Genomic DNA, 15159 nt, shown 5'->3' on the forward strand with positions numbered 1-15159 from the left:
TGACGCCCGACCCCATTCACCGCGCGAGTGATCCGCGATCCCCCGGTGAATCGGCGAATATCCCGCCTTCCGAGATGTTTCAGCGCAGGAGTACCCCGATGTCGTCACATTCCCCCACCGTCACCGATCCCGACCGCGTCGATGTGCGCGGCCCCCGCTTCGCCGCCTGGGTCACCACCGCGGTCCTTGTGCTCGTCCTGTTGGTCGCGGCCTTCTCGCCCGCCCTCGCGGCCGTGCTGATCGCAGTCCAGGCCGTCGTCTTCGCCGTCGGCGCGGCCCTCGGACCGCGCCGGCACCCATACGGGCGGATCTTCGCCGTGCTCGTCGCGCCACGGCTCGGCCCAACCGTCGAAACCGAACCGGCGACGCCGCTGCGGTTCGCCCAATTGCTCGGCCTGGTCTTCAGCGCCGTCGGCCTGCTGGGATTCCTGGCAGGCTCCACCGTGGTCGGCGGGGTCTTCGCCGGCTTCGCCCTGTTCGCGGCGTTCCTGAACGCGGCGTTCGGGATCTGCCTTGGTTGCCGGATCTATCCGCTGGTGACCCGCCTGCGCCGGGTCGAACCGGTCGAGGTTCCAGCACCGAACTGATCTCTCCTGCAAGTCACCACCCCGAAAGGAACAACATGGCTCGCTCCGATGTCCTGGTCTCCGTCGACTGGGCCGAAGAGAACCTCAACGCCCCCGGCGTAGTGTTCGTCGAGGTCGACGAGGACACCTCTGCCTACGACAATGGACATATCGAGGGCGCCGTCCGGCTCGACTGGAAAAAGGACCTGCAGGATCAGGTTCGCCGCGACTTCGTGAATCAGGAGCAGTTCTCCGACCTGCTCTCGGCGCGCGGCATCTCCAACGACGACGAGGTCGTGCTCTACGGCGGCAACAACAACTGGTTCGCGGCCTACGCGTACTGGTACTTCAAGCTGTACGGCCACAACAACGTCAAACTGCTCGACGGCGGCCGCAAGAAGTGGGAGCTCGACGGGCGCCCGCTGTCCACCGAGCCCGTGAACCGCCCGGCCGCCCAGTACAAGGCCGCCGCCCCCGACCTGTCCATTCGCGCCTTCCGCGACGAGGTCATCGCCGCCATCGGCACCAAGAACCTGGTCGACGTGCGTTCGCCCGACGAGTTCTCCGGCAAGATCCTCGCCCCCGCGCACCTGCCGCAGGAGCAGAGCCAGCGTCCCGGCCACATCCCCGGCGCCATCAACGTGCCGTGGAGCAAGGCCGCGAACGAGGACGGCACCTTCAAGTCCGACGCCGAGCTGACCGAGATCTACAAGGACGCGGGCCTGGACGGGGAGAAGGACACCATCGCCTACTGCCGGATCGGTGAGCGTTCGTCGCACACCTGGTTCGTGCTGCAGGAACTGCTCGGCCATCAGAATGTCAAGAACTACGACGGCAGCTGGACCGAATACGGCTCGCTCGTCGGTGCACCGATCGAGTTGGGAGAGTAATCACATGTGCGCAGCACCTACGCAGGGTCAGGCCATTCCCGCGGGCGTCGATGTGGAAAAGGAGACGGTCATCACCGGCCGTGTCCTGAGCACCGACGGCCAACCGGTCGGCGGCGCCTTCGTGCGCCTGCTCGACGGTAACGGCGACTTCACCGCCGAGGTAGTCGCCTCCGGCACCGGTGATTTCCGTTTCTTCGCCGCTCCGGGCGCGTGGACCGTGCGCGCGCTGTCCTCCTCGGGCAACGGCTCCGCCGAGGTCCGTCCCGAGGGCGCGGGCATCCACAGCGTGGACGTCGCGGTCGCCAAATAGGCCGCGGACCGCAACGGCCCCGACGCCTCCCGAACGGGTGGCGCCGGGGCCGTTGTGTCGGATGCGGTGCGAGTGGTTAGACTCCGAATGTGGTCCTCTTCTTCGAGATTCTGCTGGTGGCCGTCGCCATCCTCATCGGGTGGTTCGGGCTGTACGTCTTCTACCGGCTTTTCACCGAATCATGAGCGATCTCGCGAGCGAAGGTTCCGATCCGGCCGAGCGAGCGAGTGAACACATGAACGGCAACGGGCATCCCGCGCGTCGCAGTGGCGACGAAGCGGTAGCCGAGGCGGCCGAACGGGCGAAATCGACCGGCATCCGCAATATTCCGGTCCTGCCGGATCTTCCGCTGCCCGAGGACACCGCCAATCTGCGGCTCGGGCCGGATCTGAGTTCTTCCATGCTCGCACTGCTGCCGATGGTCGGCGTGTGGCGCGGCGAGGGCGAAGGCAATGCTCCCGACCGCGGTGACTACCGCTTCGGCCAGCAGATCGTCGTCTCACACGACGGCGGCGACTTCCTGGCCTGGGACTCCCGTTCCTGGGTCATCGAGGCGGACGGCTCCTACGGCGGCCCGGACCTGCGCGAGAGCGGTTTCTGGCGGGTCGGCGTCGACGGCGACGACGAGGTCATCGAACTGCTGCTCACCCACAGCACCGGCATCGTCGAACTCTTCTACGGCACCGCACTCACCCAGTCCTCCTGGGAACTGGCGACCGACGTTGTCATCCGCTCCCAGTCCGGCATCGTCGTCGGCGGCGCCAAACGCCTCTACGGGATCGTCGAAGGCGGCGACCTGGCCTACGTCGAGGAACGAGTGGTAGCCGACGGCCCACTCGAACCCCGCCTCTCCGCCCGCCTCCGACGCTACATCGGCTGAGCTGTTCGCCTGGCCTCGGACGGGGTCAGGCGCCGCCGCTTCCGCTTCCATCGATCGGCATTCGCACATATCGCCCATACGGAACGGCCCCCGAGCCATACCGGTGCGGTGGATAACCTGCACGGGTCCCGGTCGGACAAGACCGGGGGCTCGGGGGCCGGGTGGCTGTTTTGGATTCACCAGCGCTCGCGCGGATGGAATCCACCTACAGCGGTGGCGCTAGCGGACAGCCACCTCACGTGTCCGTTGATCTACCATTCTTCGAACCACCTCCTTCCTGTGTATGGACGAAGGTAGCGAAGGTGTCGGGGGCGTGCAACGGATTATTCGGGAGGCGGAATCCGGCGGTCGCCGATGGTGACCCTTCCGGCAACGTCGAGGTGGACGACTTGGTCGGCGCGGTGATCGGCCGGGAGTTGGTGGGTGACGACGACCACGGTGCGGTCCGGGTCGACCAGACCGCTCGCCGGGTCGAGTAGGTCGCGCAGGAGGCGGGCGCCCGCTTCGGCCTCCATGTGTTCGGTTGGTTCGTCCAGCAGGAGGACGCGAGCGGGGCTCACGAGGGCGCGCGCGAGCAGGATGCGGCGGCGTTGACCGCCGGAGACCGCCGCGGCGCCGCCGACGAGGTCGGTGTCGACGCCGTTCGGGAGGGTGTCGAGCCACTCGCCGAGGCCGACCGCGCGCAGCGCCTTCTCCGCTTCCGCTTCGGTCAGGTCTCCGCGGGCGACGCGCAGGTTCTCGAGGACGGTGGTGCCGAAGAGGTGGGCGTCCTCGGCGAAGAAGGTGACTTCGGGATGCCGAGTCGTGAACAGTCCCGCCCAGTGCATGAGCAGGGTGGTCTTGCCCGCGCCGCTCGGGCCGACGACCGCGATCCGCTTACCCGACGGGCGGTCCGGGAAGGTCGACGGCAGTGGGTCGCTATCGGCCTTCGGGCGGTCGGCATCGAGATCGACCAGTCGGTGGTACGCGGCGCGGGCGGTGGTCAAGGTCTGGGCCGCGACGGGCAGCGGACCCACCGCTTCGAAGGCCGACAGCGGGAGCAGGACGAGGATGGTCAGCGCCATCGGGGTCATGGCCACGGGCGTGCCGCCGTACGCGGTGACGCCGATGAGCAGCGCCGCCAGGACACTGATCCCCACCGAGGCGGGAGTCATGGCGACGGCCAAGGCGCTGCGCGACGCCGCGGCGTCCTCGGCTGCGACCGCCCGCCGACCGGCCTCGCCCGCCGACCGAACGGCCCCGTCCAGTCTGCCCGCGACCCGCAACTCGGCCGCGTGGTCGAGGACGGTGAGAGCGCGGGCGGTGAACTCCGCGCGATCGGTACGCACCGCGATCTCGGCATCCCGGGCCGCCCGCGCCGACAACCACGGGGCCACCGCACCGGTGACCAGCAATGCCACCGCCAGAATCCCCGCCGCGGCGGGCGAGATGGTCGCCAACAGCCCCACCGCGGCCGCCGACAGGACCAGCGCGACCGCGACCGGTACGAGGACACGGACCACCACCGCACCGAGATCATCGATATCGCCACCGACCCGGACCAACAGATCCCCGCGCCGCACTTCCGGTTCGCGCTCGTTCGACTCGCCTCCGCGGTCCGCGTATCGGTCGGCGGCCACCGTGATTTCTCGGTCGGCCGGGACAACGCGATCGGCACGCACGCCCTCTACACCGGGCGCATCCCGGTTCGACTGCGCGCCAGTCGTTTTCGAGGTGCGCCGACGCAGCCAGATGTCGGACCCGGCCAGTGCCCGGTACACCGTCGTTCGGGCGATGGTCATCGACCGCAAGGCGACATCGTGGGTGGCGAGGCGTTCCAGGTAGCGGGCCAGACCGCGCGAGATGCCCAAGGCGCGCACCGCGACCACGGCCACGCTCAGATCGAGTACCGGCGGCATCTCCCACGCCCGCGCGATCAACCACGCCGAGAGTGCGGCCAGCCCGAGCGCGCTGCCAAGAGCGACCGTGCCCCAGGCGACGGCGACCGCGACCCGCCACGGTGACAGCTCGAGCAGTCGCCACATACCCCGGAGGTCGCCGATCAGCGATTTGTCCCTGCCGTGTTCGCGGGGATCCTTCGCGGGCTGGTCGGCGCGATCGCGCCGGCGCGTGGTCCTCACGGGATCGCTGGTCGGCGCGCTATCGGCCACCTCGACCGACCCGGTGTTCGCCGAGTCGGACGCTGTCGACGCGGCTGAGGTGTCGAGGACATTCCGGCCGCTCATGACCTCACCCGACCTCGGCCATCGCCCGGACCGGCACGATGTGGTCGGCGGCGGCGATGACGGTGGGGCGGTGACCTACCACTATGACCGTCGCTCCCCGGGCGGCGCGAGTGCGCAGGGCGGTGAGGACCGTGGCTTCGCTGTCGGGGTCGAGGTGGGCGGTGGGTTCGTCGAGGAGCAGGACGGGGCGGTCGGCGGCGAGGACTCGGGTCAGGGCCAGGCGTTGGCGTTGCCCGAGGGACAGACCGAGGCCACCCATGCCTACGACGGTGTCCCAGCGGTCCGGTAGTCGGGCCAGAACGGTATCGAATCCGGTTGCCGCGCAGGCTGCTTCGAGTCCGTCGCGAACACCGGCCGCGCCGAAGAGTTCGAGGTTCTCGCGCAGGGTGCCCGGCACAACGACGGGCCGCTGCGGCAGCCAGGCCACCCGCGACCACCACACCTCGGAGTCGAGTTCGCGCACGTCGACGCCGTTCACCGTGACCGAACCGCTGTCCGGTTTCACGAGCCCCAGAATCGCTTGCAGTGCAGTCGATTTACCGCTGCCGTTCGGCCCCGCGAGAACCGTGACCGCGCCGGGCCGCAGCACCGCGGACAGATTCGCCGGAGCCCGTGCGCCGCGGGTGTCGACGCACAGACCGTGAATCACCACCAGCGCACTGGATTCGGCTTCGCTCGCCGCGTCGGGATTCCCGTCGCCCGTCGCCACGACCGCGTTGCCGGCGGCCGAGACCGCACCGGCGACGCCTGCGGTCCGCACCGTCACCGAACCCGCGCGAGCCGACGCACCCTCCTGCGGATCGAGTACCGCGAAGGCCCGCTCGGCGGCGGCGATGCCGTCCTGGGCGGCGTGGAAGCGCTCGCCCACCGTGCGCAACGGCAGATAGACCTCGGGGGCGAGGATGAGGGCCACGAGTCCGGCGTAGAGGCTCATACCGCCGTAGACCAGCCGCAGGCCGATGGAGACGGCGATGAGCGCGACGCTGAGGGTGGCGAGCAGTTCCAGGACCATCGAGGATAGGAACGCCACGCGCAGCGCGCGCATGGTGCGGACGCGCAGGGCCTCGCCGAGGGCGCGGACTCGGGGCGCCATGGTGCGCGAATGGTCCGAGGTCTCGCGGCCGAGGGCGCGCAGGGTCGGCATGCCCGCGAACAGGTCGAGGAGCTGGTCGGACAGGCGGGTGGCGGCGGTCAGGGTTGCGGCTGCCCTGCCGTGGGTGAGCAGGCCGATGAGGACCATGAAGACCGGGATGAGCGGCAGGGTCACCACGGCGATAACGCCCGAGATCGGATCGTGCGCGGCGATGACGATCAGCACGATCGGCGGGACCAGACAGGCCAGTATCAGCGCGGGCAGGTATCCGGCGAGGTATGCGCGCAGTCCGTGCAGCCCGGAACCGATGACGATCGCGAGTTCGGTTCGGCGGGTGTCGAGTTCGCGCGGCGGGAGTCGCGCGCCGGTGACGAGTGCCGCGGTCTCCAGTTCGGTCACCGCGTCGGCGCCCGCGCGGTGCGCCAGTCGTGACTGCCACCAGGCGGCGAGGACCCGCACGCCGATCGCGCAGGCCGCCAGCGCGATCTCGGCCGTCCACCCGCCTACCGAGCGCCGCGCGGGATCGGTGATCACCCCGGCGAGCACGCGGGCCAGCGTGACCCCGGTGACCACGATGCACACCGTGACGACCACGGACAGGCCGACACTCAGCGCCAGGTACCGGCGCGTCGAGCGCGCGTATTTCCACAAGCGCGGGTCGACGGGCGGACGTGCCATGCGTATCAGTCCTTCACGGGCCGGAGCGGCAGGCCGATCGGCGCCGGAATCTGTTCCACCGTCAGGCGTTTGCGGAACACCCAGTACGTCCAGCCCTGGTAGCCGAGCACCACGGGAGTGACGATGACCGCCGCCCAGCTCATGACCTTCAGCGTGTACGGGGTCGAGGACGCGTTGTCCACCGTGAGACTGAAGGCGTCATTGATGCTGGAGGGCAACACATTCGGGAACAGCGACCCGAACAGCAGCACCGTCGCCGCGGCGATGGTCATGGTGGTGCCGGCGAAGGCCGAGCCGTCCCGGTCGACGAGCACCCCCGCGCCCGCGAGCACCAATCCGATCACCGCGACCGCCAAGGCAATCCACGTCCAACCGACGCCGTGGGCGAGCTGGGTCCAGATGCCGAACGCGGCCACCACCACCGCGGTCGGCGCCAGCAGCAGCCGCGCGATGCGCACCGAGTCGGCGCGCACCTCGCCGCCGGTCTTGAGGGCGAGGAAGATCGCGCCGTGCAGCGCGAACAGCAGGCCGGTGGTCAGTCCGCCGAGCAGCGCGTACGGACCGAACAGGTCGCCGATCGAGCCGCCGATGTTCTTGTCGGCCTCGAGCGGAACACCGTGCACGACATTGCCGAACACCCATCCCCAGGCCAATGCCGGTATCCAGGAACCGATTCCGATGCCTGCGTCGCACCAGGCCCGCCAGCGCGGGTCGTCGATCTTGCTGCGGTACTCGATGGCGCAGATACGCAGGATCAATGCGACCAACACGAGCAGCAGCGCGATGTAGAACCCGGAGAACAGGCTCGCGTACCACTCGGGAAAGGCCGCGAACATGGCACCGCCCGCGGTCAGCAGCCACACCTCGTTGCCGTCCCACACCGGTCCGATGGTGTTGAGCACCACGCGCCTGCGGGTGTCGCTGCCCCTGCCGAGTACGGGCATGAGCATGCCGACGCCGAAATCGAATCCCTCCAGCACGAAGTAGCCGGTGAACAGGACGCCGATGAGCAGAAACCAGAACTCTTGCAGATTCATCGTCGGCTCCTAGTAAGCGAAGGAGAGTTGTTCGACCGCGGGTTCTTCGGCGCGATGCCGCCCCGGCGTGCCGTCGTCCGGCCCGCCCGGCTTCGGCGGGCTCGGCGGCTCCTCCGGCCCGGCGATCACGTAGCGCCGCATGAGGTAGAACCACACCACCGCGAGCGCGCCGTAGAGCAGCGTGAACACCACCAGCGAGGCGATGACGGTGCCCGCGACGTGATCGGAAACACCCTGCTGCACGGTGAGTCGCAGGCTCTGGTCGCCGGTGGGATTCGGCGCGACCACCCAGGGCTGGCGGCCCATTTCGGTGAAGACCCAGCCCGCGCTGTTGGCGAGGAACGGCGTCGGTATGGCGAGCAGGCACAGCCACGAGTACCACCGTCTGTCGGTGACGCGCCCGCCCCTGGTCATCCACATGCCGACGAGCCACAGCAGGATCGATCCGGCGGACAGGCCGATCATGGCGCGGAAGGACCAATAGGTCACGAACAGGTTCGGCCGGTAGTCGCCGGGTCCGAATTTCTCGATATACGCCCGTTGCAGATCCTGGACGCCGTCGAGGGTGACTCCGCTGAATTTCCCTTCCGCCAGATACGGCAGGACATAGGGCACCTCGATGACGTGGGTGACGCTGTCGCAATTGTTGTGCGTGCCCACGGTGAGGACGGAGAAGTCCGGATCGGTCTGCGTGTGGCACAGCGACTCCGCCGAAGCCATCTTCATGGGCTGCTGCTGGAACATGAGTTTGCCCTGGATGTCGCCGGTGAAGAACAGCGCGACGCCCGCGACCAGGATCACCCACATGCCGGCCCGGCCGCCCGCGCGCCACATCGTGCGCGCCTCGACCATGCGGGCCTCGTCGCCGCTGCGGGCATTGCGTACCATCCACCAGCCGCAAATGCCCGCGACGAAGGTGCCCGCGGTGAGGAAGGCGCCTGCCACCACGTGCGGGAACGCCGCCAGTGTCGTGTTGTTGGTGAGCACTTCCCAGATGCTGGTGAGTTCGGCGCGCCCGCGTTCGGGGTTGTAGCGCGCGCCCACCGGATGCTGCATGAACGAGTTGGCGGCCACGATGAAGTAGGCGCTGGCGTTGACGCCGATGGCGACCAGCCAGATGGTGCCGAGATGCAGCAGTTTCGGCAGTCGGCTCCAGCCGAATATCCACAGTCCGAGGAAGGTGGATTCCAGGAAGAAGGCGACCAGAGCCTCGAGGGCGAGCGGCGCGCCGAAGACGTCGCCGACGAAACGGGAGTATTCACTCCAGTTCATGCCGAACTGGAATTCCTGCACGATCCCGGTGGCGACGCCGAGCGCGAAATTGATCAGAAAGAGTTTGCCGAAGAATTTCGTGAGCCGGTACCAGTGGTCTTTACCGGTGACGACCCACGCGGTCTGCATACCCGCGACCAGGGGTGCGAGCCCGATGGTCAGCGGAACGAAGATGAAGTGGTAGACGGTCGTTATGCCGAACTGCCAACGGGATAGGTCGAGAACGCTCATGCGTCCCCCTCACCGCGGCTCGGCCCACTGCGTTCGCTCATAACCAGCCTCCAGCGATCTACGACGTGTCGTAGTAAAGCGTACGCCCGGCCGGTACCACGAAAAACGTGCTCTAGGACACGACATGCCATCAATTAGCTGTGTCGCCTCCGATGCGATGCGTGAGCCCCGTTTCCACCCCGAATCGGGGCCGGCCGCACCGCGCGAACTCACCAGTCGCCGATAGCCCCCGCCCGCTCGACTCCCTTGTCCACCAGCGCGATGATCTCCTCGGCGTTATCGGGAGCCATCATCCGCAGCCCGTCGAGCGAATTGACCCGGGCGGCCAGGGTGATACTCGACAGCAGCCAAATGCTGTCGCAGGTGAGCAAATCCGCAGTGAACAACTGGTCGTACTTGCATTCCCAGCCGGCCTTCTCCGCCTCGATGAAGAGCGCCCGCTGGGTGACGCCCGGCAGCACGCCGTTCTTGGCGGGCGGGGTGATGAGCGTCTTGTCCCTGGCGATCACCACCGTCGAACGCGGCCCCTCGAGCACCCGGTTCTCGGTGCTGGTGAAGATCACGTCGTCGGCGCCCATCCGGTGCGCGAACCGCAGCGCGGCCATATTCGTCGCGTAGGACAGGGTTTTCGCGCCGAGCAACTGCCAGGGCGCGGCCTGGGCCAGATCGATCGAGATACCGCGCGACAGACTCACCACCTTGATGCCCTCGGTCCTGGCCCGCGCGACCCGCTCCGGCACCGGAAGCACGAGGACGTAGCAGGTGGGCACCGGCACCGCGGCGGCCAGATCCCCGGATTTCACGCTCGACGGCGCACCCGAGAATTCCGACTCGCGGCCGCGGGTGAGCACGAGGCGCATCATGGCTTCGCTCTCGTCACCCCACTCCTTGGCCGCCGCCTCGATCGCCGTGCGCCAGCGCCCCAGTTCGGGTTCCGGCAATTCGAGTGCCTGAGCCGAACGCCGTAACCTCCCTAGGTGGTATTCGACCGCACACGCGGCGCCATTGCGCACCAGCAATGTCTCGAATACGCCATCACCGCGCAGCACTCCGATATCGTCGGCAAACAGCAACGGCGCGTCCGCATCTCGGACCGCACCGTCGAGCGTCACAAGAACTCGATCTACCATGCGTCGAGCGTAGGCCAGTCGGCCCCGGCGCGTGCCCAAGCCGACCCGGTCTCGGGGGATTTTCGTCGAGCGCGCCCGGTGCGGTGCTCGCGCGCGGAGGGTGACCGCGACGGATGTCGGAGGGCACGCCTAGAGTGGATGACGTGTCGGTGGTCGCAGTGCCCAGTCCGCTTCTCACAGTGCCGGGTGCCGTACCGGGTGCGCCCGGATCGGTCGATGCCGCGGTGGCGTGGCATTACGGCGATCCATTCGGGGAGCAGAAAGCCGCCGTGGAGCGGGTCGCGATCGTGGATCGGTCGCACCGGTTCGTCCTCGTCATCGGCGGCGGCGAACGGCTCACCTGGCTGCACACCATCAGCAGCCAACACGTCGCGAACCTCGGTGACGGCCGTTCGGCGGAGAATCTCGACCTCGACCTCAACGGCCGCGTCCTGCACCATTTCGTCCTCACCGACCTCGACGGCTCGGTCTGGATCGACACCGAGGCCGAACGCGGCCCGGATCTGCTGTCCTTCCTGACCAAGATGGTCTTCTGGGCCGATGCCGCGCCGCGCGAGGCGAGCGACCACGCGGTGCTGAGCCTGCTCGGTCCGCGCGTCGGTGATCTCGCCGAGGCGCTCGGCGTGGCCGAACTGCCCGGTGTCTACGAGGCCGTGCCGCTGCCCGACGGCGGTTTCCTTCGCCGCATGCCGTGGCCCACCGCCGAGTCCTACGATCTCGTCGTCCCGCGCGAGAAATTGGTCGACCTCTGGACGCGGCTGACCGGCGCGGGCGCGGAACCCGCGGGCATGTGGGCCTTCGAGGCGCTGCGAGTGGCGGCGCTGCGCCCCCGGATCGGCCTCGACACCGACGAGCGCACCATTCCGCACGAGGCCCGCTGGATCGGCGGCGTCACCGAATTCGGCGCGGTGCACTTGGACAAGGGCTGCTACCGGGGTCAGGAGACGGTGGCCCGAGTGCACAATCTCGGCAAACCGCCGCGGCAACTGGTCCTGCTGCATCTGGACGGCTCCGCCGACGAACGTCCCGCGCCCGGCGCCGATGTCACCGCGGGCGGGCGGGTGGTCGGCCGCCTCGGCACGGTGATCGACCACTACGAATTCGGCCCGATCGCCCTCGCGCTGGTCAAACGCGCCGTCCCCGCCGATACCGAACTTGTCGTGGGTTCGTCCGCGGCCGCCATCGACCCGGATTCGGTGCCGGTCGACGACGCCCCGCAGGCGGGCCGACTCGCCGTCGACCGACTACGCGGACGGTGATCCGCCCGCCCGTCGCGGGCCGCGACGCCGCCGTGCCCGCCAAGACCGTGCCCGCCACGACTGTGCCCGCCACGACTGTGCCCGCCACGACCGTCATCCCAGTCCATCGTTCAGCGTCGAACATCCCACGACACCGCGACGAGAGGGACCCATCGATGCCATCGAAGGATTCGGCGCCATCGGAAGATTCGGCCCGCGTGCTGGCGGTCTGCACCCTGCACGCCGAAATCACCGTGCCCGGCCGGGTCGGACGCACCGCGATCGACAAGCGGCCGCGACCGGACCGCGTGCGGGTCGGGACGCTCGGACTCGACGGCGACCACGTCTGCAATACCGAGCACCACGGCGGCAGCCACCAGGCCGTCTACGCCTACGCCGAACACGACGCGCACCGCTGGGCCGCGGAACTGGGCCGTGACCTGCCCGCGGGATGGTTCGGCGAGAATCTGCGCATCGAGGGTCTGCCGGTCAGCGATGCCGTGATCGGCGCGCGCTGGGCGATCGGCGACACCCTGCTCGAGGTCAGCGCGCCACGGGTGCCCTGCGCCACCTTCGGGCACTGGTCCGGCGAGCGGCAGTGGGTCAAACGCTTCGCCCGGCGCGGCGACACCGGCGCCTACCTGCGGGTCCTGGTCGAGGGCAGTATCGGCGCGGGCGATCCGGTGCGCATCGTGCACACCCCGGCCCACGGCGTCACGGTCCGCGACCTGTTCGACGGCGTCGACATGGACCGGCTGGCGCTGTTGCTGGCCGAGGAGCCCACCGTTTCCGAGGATGTGCGCATGCAGATAGACCGGCACGAACGCAGGCACGCGAATGCGGCGCGCGCGCTGCGGCAGCGCGCGGTATCCGGTCGACCGGATACCGAACCGGCGGCGGAGGCGAGCTGATGGGCGTCGAACTCGTCGAAGTGGTCCGGTCGGGATTCCGGGAGTGCGTGCACCGCGGGTCGGCGGTCATCCTCGGCCCGGACGGTGCGCCCACCCATGCCGTCGGCGAAGTGCACGTGCCGATCTTCCCGCGCTCGACCAACAAGCCCATGCAGACGATCGCCCTGCTGCGCAACGGCTTCGAACCCGCCGACGACGCGGAGCTGGCGATCGCGACCGCCTCGCATTTCGGTGAGCCCGACCATGTCGCGCTGGTGCGGCGGCTGCTCGACCGGTTCGGATTCGACGAGGACACGCTCGAATGTCCGGCGGACTATCCGTTCGAAGACCGCGCCCGCGCCGCCGCACTCGCCAACGGCCCCCGGCGGATCTACATGAACTGTTCGGGCAAACATGCCGCGATGCTGGCGACCTGCGCGGTCAACGGCTGGCCCACCTCGGGCTACACCGACCGCGCCCATCCGCTCCAGCAATCGGTGATCTCCACGGTCATCGAGTTGACCGGCGAACCCGAAACCGATCTCGGCATCGACGGCTGCGGTCTGCCGATCATTCCGGTGTCGTTGATCAATCTGGCTCGCGCCTTCTCCGCGATGGCGACGGACTCGCCCGAATCACCCGGCCGTCGCGTCGCGGAGGCGATTCGGGCGAATCCCCGAGTGATTTCGGGCACCAACGGTCCCGATTTCTCGATCATGCGGGCAACCCCGGAATTGTTCTGCAAGATCGGCGCGGACGGTGTGCACGCCGGTGCGCTGCCCGACGGGCGGGCCTTCGCCTACAAGATCGATGACGGTCACGACCGGGCCCGCATCCCCCTGACGCTGGCGATTCTGCATCGAATGGGGATCGATTGGAGCGACGCCCACGCCGATCTGGCGGCCATGCCGGTGCTGGGCGGCGGTGCCAGGGTCGGAGTGATCCGAGCCATCCCGGGTGCACTCGACTAGCACGGACGATGGCGAAAGACGGGCAAACGGCGGCGGTTCCCGAGTTCTTCCCCCACTCCTGGAAGCGCGACCGCCGGACACACGCTAAAGTGTCTGACAGGAAGAGTATTAATTCGAACGGGGCCGCCAACAAACCCCAGGCCGCCCCGCAGTGACGCGAGGGGGTCAGCCATGGGCCGTGGCCGGGCTAAGGCAAAGCAGACCAAGGTCGCACGCGAGCTGAAGTACAGCTCAGCGCCGACCGACTTCGCGAGCCTTCAGCGCGAGCTTTCGGGTAGCCCCAACTCCCAGCGGAGTGGTGGTGTGCTGTCCGATGAGCACGACGCGGACGCGTCCTCATCCCGCTGGGATGAGGACGATGACTACGACGACTGGCGCCGCTGACTACGGATTCACGTCCGAAGGGGGAGGCCGACGGGCCTCCCCCTTCGGACGTTGGCCCGTGGTGCGGACATCGCCTTAGAGGCTTGCCACACCGACATCGGTGTCCCGCATCGAAAGATGCGGGACACCGATGTCGATTCTGCCGTTCCCGCGAGGGAACATCGGATTGCGGCCGATCCGAAACGAAGAAACCCCGTGGGCGCACCCACGGGGTTCTTTTTTGCGTCCCTGTTCAGAAGCGGGGATGCTCACCCACCAGGACGGCGCGAACGGCATCGATGTCCTTGGCCTTCTTCACGCTGCCGAGGGTCCAGCATTCGATATGCCGCGCGGTCAGCACCGCGAGTGCGCGGTCCACATCCTCCGGCGCGACGACGGCGACCATGCCGACGCCCATATTGAACGTCTTCTCCATCTCGGCGCGGTCGACGCGACCGCGCTGAGCGATCATCTTGAAGACCGGCGCGGGATTCCAGGTGCCGCGATCCAATTCGGCCATCATGCCCGCGGGCAGTACGCGACCCAGGTTCGCGGCCAGTCCGCCGCCGGTGACGTGGGCGAAGGTGCGCACATCGGTTTCGGCGATCAGCGCCAGGCAGTCCTTGGCGTAGATGCGGGTCGGCTCCAGCAACTCCTCGCCGAGGGTTCGGCCGAATTCCTCCACGTGACCGGTCAGCGACATGCGGTCGATATCGAGCAGCACCTTGCGCGCCAGGCTGTAGCCGTTGGAGTGCAGACCCGAGGACCCCATCGCGATCACCACGTCGCCGGGCCGCACCCGGTCGGGACCGAGCACCGAATCGGCCTCCACCACACCGACGCCGGTCGCGGACAGGTCGTAGTCGTCGGGATCCATCAGGCCGGGATGTTCGGCGGTCTCACCGCCGAGCAGCGCGCAGCCCGCCTTCACACAGCCCTCGGCTATTCCGGAAACCAGTTCGGCGACCTTTTCCGGGACGACCTTGCCGACGGCGATGTAATCCTGGAGGAACAGCGGCTCGGCGCCGCAGACCACGAGATCGTCGACGACCATGGCGACCAGGTCGAGTCCGACGGTGTCGTGCTTGTCCATCGCCTGCGCGACCGCGATCTTCGTGCCGACTCCGTCGGTGGAGGCCGCGAGCAACGGCTCGCGGTAACCGCCCTTGAGCGCGAACAGGCCGGCGAATCCACCGAGTCCGCCCTGCACCTCGGGACGGCTGGCCTTCTTCGCCAATGGTCCGAACAACTCGACTGCGCGGTCACCGGCTTCGATGTCCACACCTGCCGCGGCGTAGGAGGCGCCGCTGGGGGTCTGTTCAGTCATTTTCGGGGAAAGCTCCAAACCGATTCGGCGGATAGATGCCTGCTCACGCTACCGGAGT

Annotated in this window: 14 protein-coding genes; 8 read left to right on the forward strand and 6 right to left on the reverse strand. The window is 68.4% G+C overall.

What is annotated here, in order from left to right; translation table 11 throughout:
• Positions 1 to 98: 98 nt before the first annotated feature.
• The 4 genes from APZ21_RS29425 to APZ21_RS29440 all read left to right on the forward strand — a co-directional run bounded on the left by APZ21_RS29425 (position 99) and on the right by APZ21_RS29440 (position 2646).
• Positions 99 to 587 carry a DUF4395 domain-containing protein gene (locus tag APZ21_RS29425; RefSeq protein WP_054816524.1) on the forward strand — a complete coding sequence of 163 codons (489 nt, stop codon included), beginning with the start codon at positions 99 to 101 and terminating at the stop codon, positions 585 to 587.
• Positions 588 to 622: 35 nt separating this feature from the next.
• On the forward strand, positions 623 to 1456 hold the full coding sequence (locus APZ21_RS29430; RefSeq protein WP_054816525.1) for a sulfurtransferase: 834 nt from the start codon (positions 623 to 625) through the stop codon (positions 1454 to 1456).
• Between the two features lie 4 nt (positions 1457 to 1460).
• Positions 1461 to 1766, forward strand: coding sequence for a DUF1416 domain-containing protein (locus APZ21_RS29435; protein ID WP_054816526.1), 306 nt, complete (start codon positions 1461 to 1463; stop codon positions 1764 to 1766).
• 181 nt (positions 1767 to 1947) lie between these two features.
• Positions 1948 to 2646 (forward strand): heme-binding beta-barrel domain-containing protein, encoded by a 699-nt coding sequence (locus tag APZ21_RS29440; RefSeq protein WP_054816527.1) that lies wholly within the window; start codon positions 1948 to 1950, stop codon positions 2644 to 2646.
• A gap of 323 nt (positions 2647 to 2969) precedes the next feature.
• Here APZ21_RS29440 and APZ21_RS29445 read toward each other — a convergent pair whose 3' ends face one another.
• From APZ21_RS29445 to APZ21_RS29465, 5 genes are all read right to left on the reverse strand, one after another.
• On the reverse strand, positions 2970 to 4670 hold the full coding sequence (locus tag APZ21_RS29445; protein WP_082393565.1) for a thiol reductant ABC exporter subunit CydC: 1701 nt from the start codon (positions 4668 to 4670) through the stop codon (positions 2970 to 2972).
• A 205-nt stretch (positions 4671 to 4875) separates the two neighbouring features.
• On the reverse strand, positions 4876 to 6642 hold the full coding sequence (gene cydD, locus APZ21_RS29450; protein ID WP_054816528.1) for a thiol reductant ABC exporter subunit CydD: 1767 nt from the start codon (positions 6640 to 6642) through the stop codon (positions 4876 to 4878).
• A gap of 5 nt (positions 6643 to 6647) precedes the next feature.
• A complete protein-coding gene (cydB, locus tag APZ21_RS29455; RefSeq protein ID WP_054816529.1) occupies positions 6648 to 7679 on the reverse strand; it encodes a cytochrome d ubiquinol oxidase subunit II in 1032 nt (343 codons plus the stop codon).
• Positions 7680 to 7688: 9 nt separating this feature from the next.
• On the reverse strand, positions 7689 to 9182 hold the full coding sequence (locus APZ21_RS29460; RefSeq protein WP_054816530.1) for a cytochrome ubiquinol oxidase subunit I: 1494 nt from the start codon (positions 9180 to 9182) through the stop codon (positions 7689 to 7691).
• A 209-nt stretch (positions 9183 to 9391) separates the two neighbouring features.
• Complete coding sequence (locus tag APZ21_RS29465) at positions 9392 to 10312, reverse strand: aminodeoxychorismate lyase (RefSeq protein ID WP_054816531.1); 921 nt, start codon at positions 10310 to 10312, stop codon at positions 9392 to 9394.
• 113 nt (positions 10313 to 10425) lie between these two features.
• Between APZ21_RS29465 and ygfZ the strand changes: the two genes are divergently transcribed.
• The 4 genes from ygfZ to APZ21_RS29485 all read left to right on the forward strand — a co-directional run bounded on the left by ygfZ (position 10426) and on the right by APZ21_RS29485 (position 13795).
• A complete protein-coding gene (gene ygfZ / locus APZ21_RS29470; protein WP_054816532.1) occupies positions 10426 to 11571 on the forward strand; it encodes a CAF17-like 4Fe-4S cluster assembly/insertion protein YgfZ in 1146 nt (381 codons plus the stop codon).
• A 155-nt stretch (positions 11572 to 11726) separates the two neighbouring features.
• Positions 11727 to 12461 carry an MOSC domain-containing protein gene (locus APZ21_RS29475; protein WP_054816680.1) on the forward strand — a complete coding sequence of 245 codons (735 nt, stop codon included), beginning with the start codon at positions 11727 to 11729 and terminating at the stop codon, positions 12459 to 12461.
• A complete protein-coding gene (locus APZ21_RS29480; protein ID WP_054816533.1) occupies positions 12461 to 13411 on the forward strand; it encodes an asparaginase in 951 nt (316 codons plus the stop codon). Before APZ21_RS29475 ends, APZ21_RS29480 begins: the two co-directional genes overlap by 1 nt.
• Before the next feature lie 171 nt (positions 13412 to 13582).
• Positions 13583 to 13795 (forward strand): DUF3073 domain-containing protein, encoded by a 213-nt coding sequence (locus APZ21_RS29485; RefSeq protein ID WP_054816534.1) that lies wholly within the window; start codon positions 13583 to 13585, stop codon positions 13793 to 13795.
• A 232-nt stretch (positions 13796 to 14027) separates the two neighbouring features.
• Here the strand turns inward: APZ21_RS29485 and purM are convergent, their stop codons facing one another.
• Positions 14028 to 15101: a phosphoribosylformylglycinamidine cyclo-ligase gene (purM, locus tag APZ21_RS29490; RefSeq protein WP_054816535.1), complete on the reverse strand. Its 1074-nt coding sequence runs from the start codon at positions 15099 to 15101 to the stop codon at positions 14028 to 14030.
• Positions 15102 to 15159: the final 58 nt, after the last annotated feature.

Source organism: Nocardia arizonensis, from assembly GCF_001310275.1.
Taxonomy (GTDB): Bacteria; Actinomycetota; Actinomycetes; order Mycobacteriales; family Mycobacteriaceae; genus Nocardia; species Nocardia arizonensis.

Bases quoted from the DNA above. Each gene is read 5' to 3' on its own strand.
- APZ21_RS29425 (WP_054816524.1), top strand. From the start codon at position 99: ATGTCGTCACATTCCCCCACCGTCACCGATCCCGACCGCGTCGATGTG.
- APZ21_RS29430 (WP_054816525.1), top strand. From the start codon at position 623: ATGGCTCGCTCCGATGTCCTGGTCTCCGTCGACTGGGCCGAAGAGAAC.
- APZ21_RS29435 (WP_054816526.1), top strand. From the start codon at position 1,461: ATGTGCGCAGCACCTACGCAGGGTCAGGCCATTCCCGCGGGCGTCGAT.
- APZ21_RS29440 (WP_054816527.1), top strand. From the start codon at position 1,948: ATGAGCGATCTCGCGAGCGAAGGTTCCGATCCGGCCGAGCGAGCGAGT.
- APZ21_RS29445 (WP_082393565.1), bottom strand. From the start codon at position 4,670: ATGTGGCGACTGCTCGAGCTGTCACCGTGGCGGGTCGCGGTCGCCGTC.
- cydD (WP_054816528.1), bottom strand. From the start codon at position 6,642: ATGGCACGTCCGCCCGTCGACCCGCGCTTGTGGAAATACGCGCGCTCG.
- cydB (WP_054816529.1), bottom strand. From the start codon at position 7,679: ATGAATCTGCAAGAGTTCTGGTTTCTGCTCATCGGCGTCCTGTTCACC.
- APZ21_RS29460 (WP_054816530.1), bottom strand. From the start codon at position 9,182: ATGAGCGTTCTCGACCTATCCCGTTGGCAGTTCGGCATAACGACCGTC.
- APZ21_RS29465 (WP_054816531.1), bottom strand. From the start codon at position 10,312: ATGGTAGATCGAGTTCTTGTGACGCTCGACGGTGCGGTCCGAGATGCG.
- ygfZ (WP_054816532.1), top strand. From the start codon at position 10,426: ATGTCGGAGGGCACGCCTAGAGTGGATGACGTGTCGGTGGTCGCAGTG.
- APZ21_RS29475 (WP_054816680.1), top strand. From the start codon at position 11,727: ATGCCATCGAAGGATTCGGCGCCATCGGAAGATTCGGCCCGCGTGCTG.
- APZ21_RS29480 (WP_054816533.1), top strand. From the start codon at position 12,461: ATGGGCGTCGAACTCGTCGAAGTGGTCCGGTCGGGATTCCGGGAGTGC.
- APZ21_RS29485 (WP_054816534.1), top strand. From the start codon at position 13,583: ATGGGCCGTGGCCGGGCTAAGGCAAAGCAGACCAAGGTCGCACGCGAG.
- purM (WP_054816535.1), bottom strand. From the start codon at position 15,101: ATGACTGAACAGACCCCCAGCGGCGCCTCCTACGCCGCGGCAGGTGTG.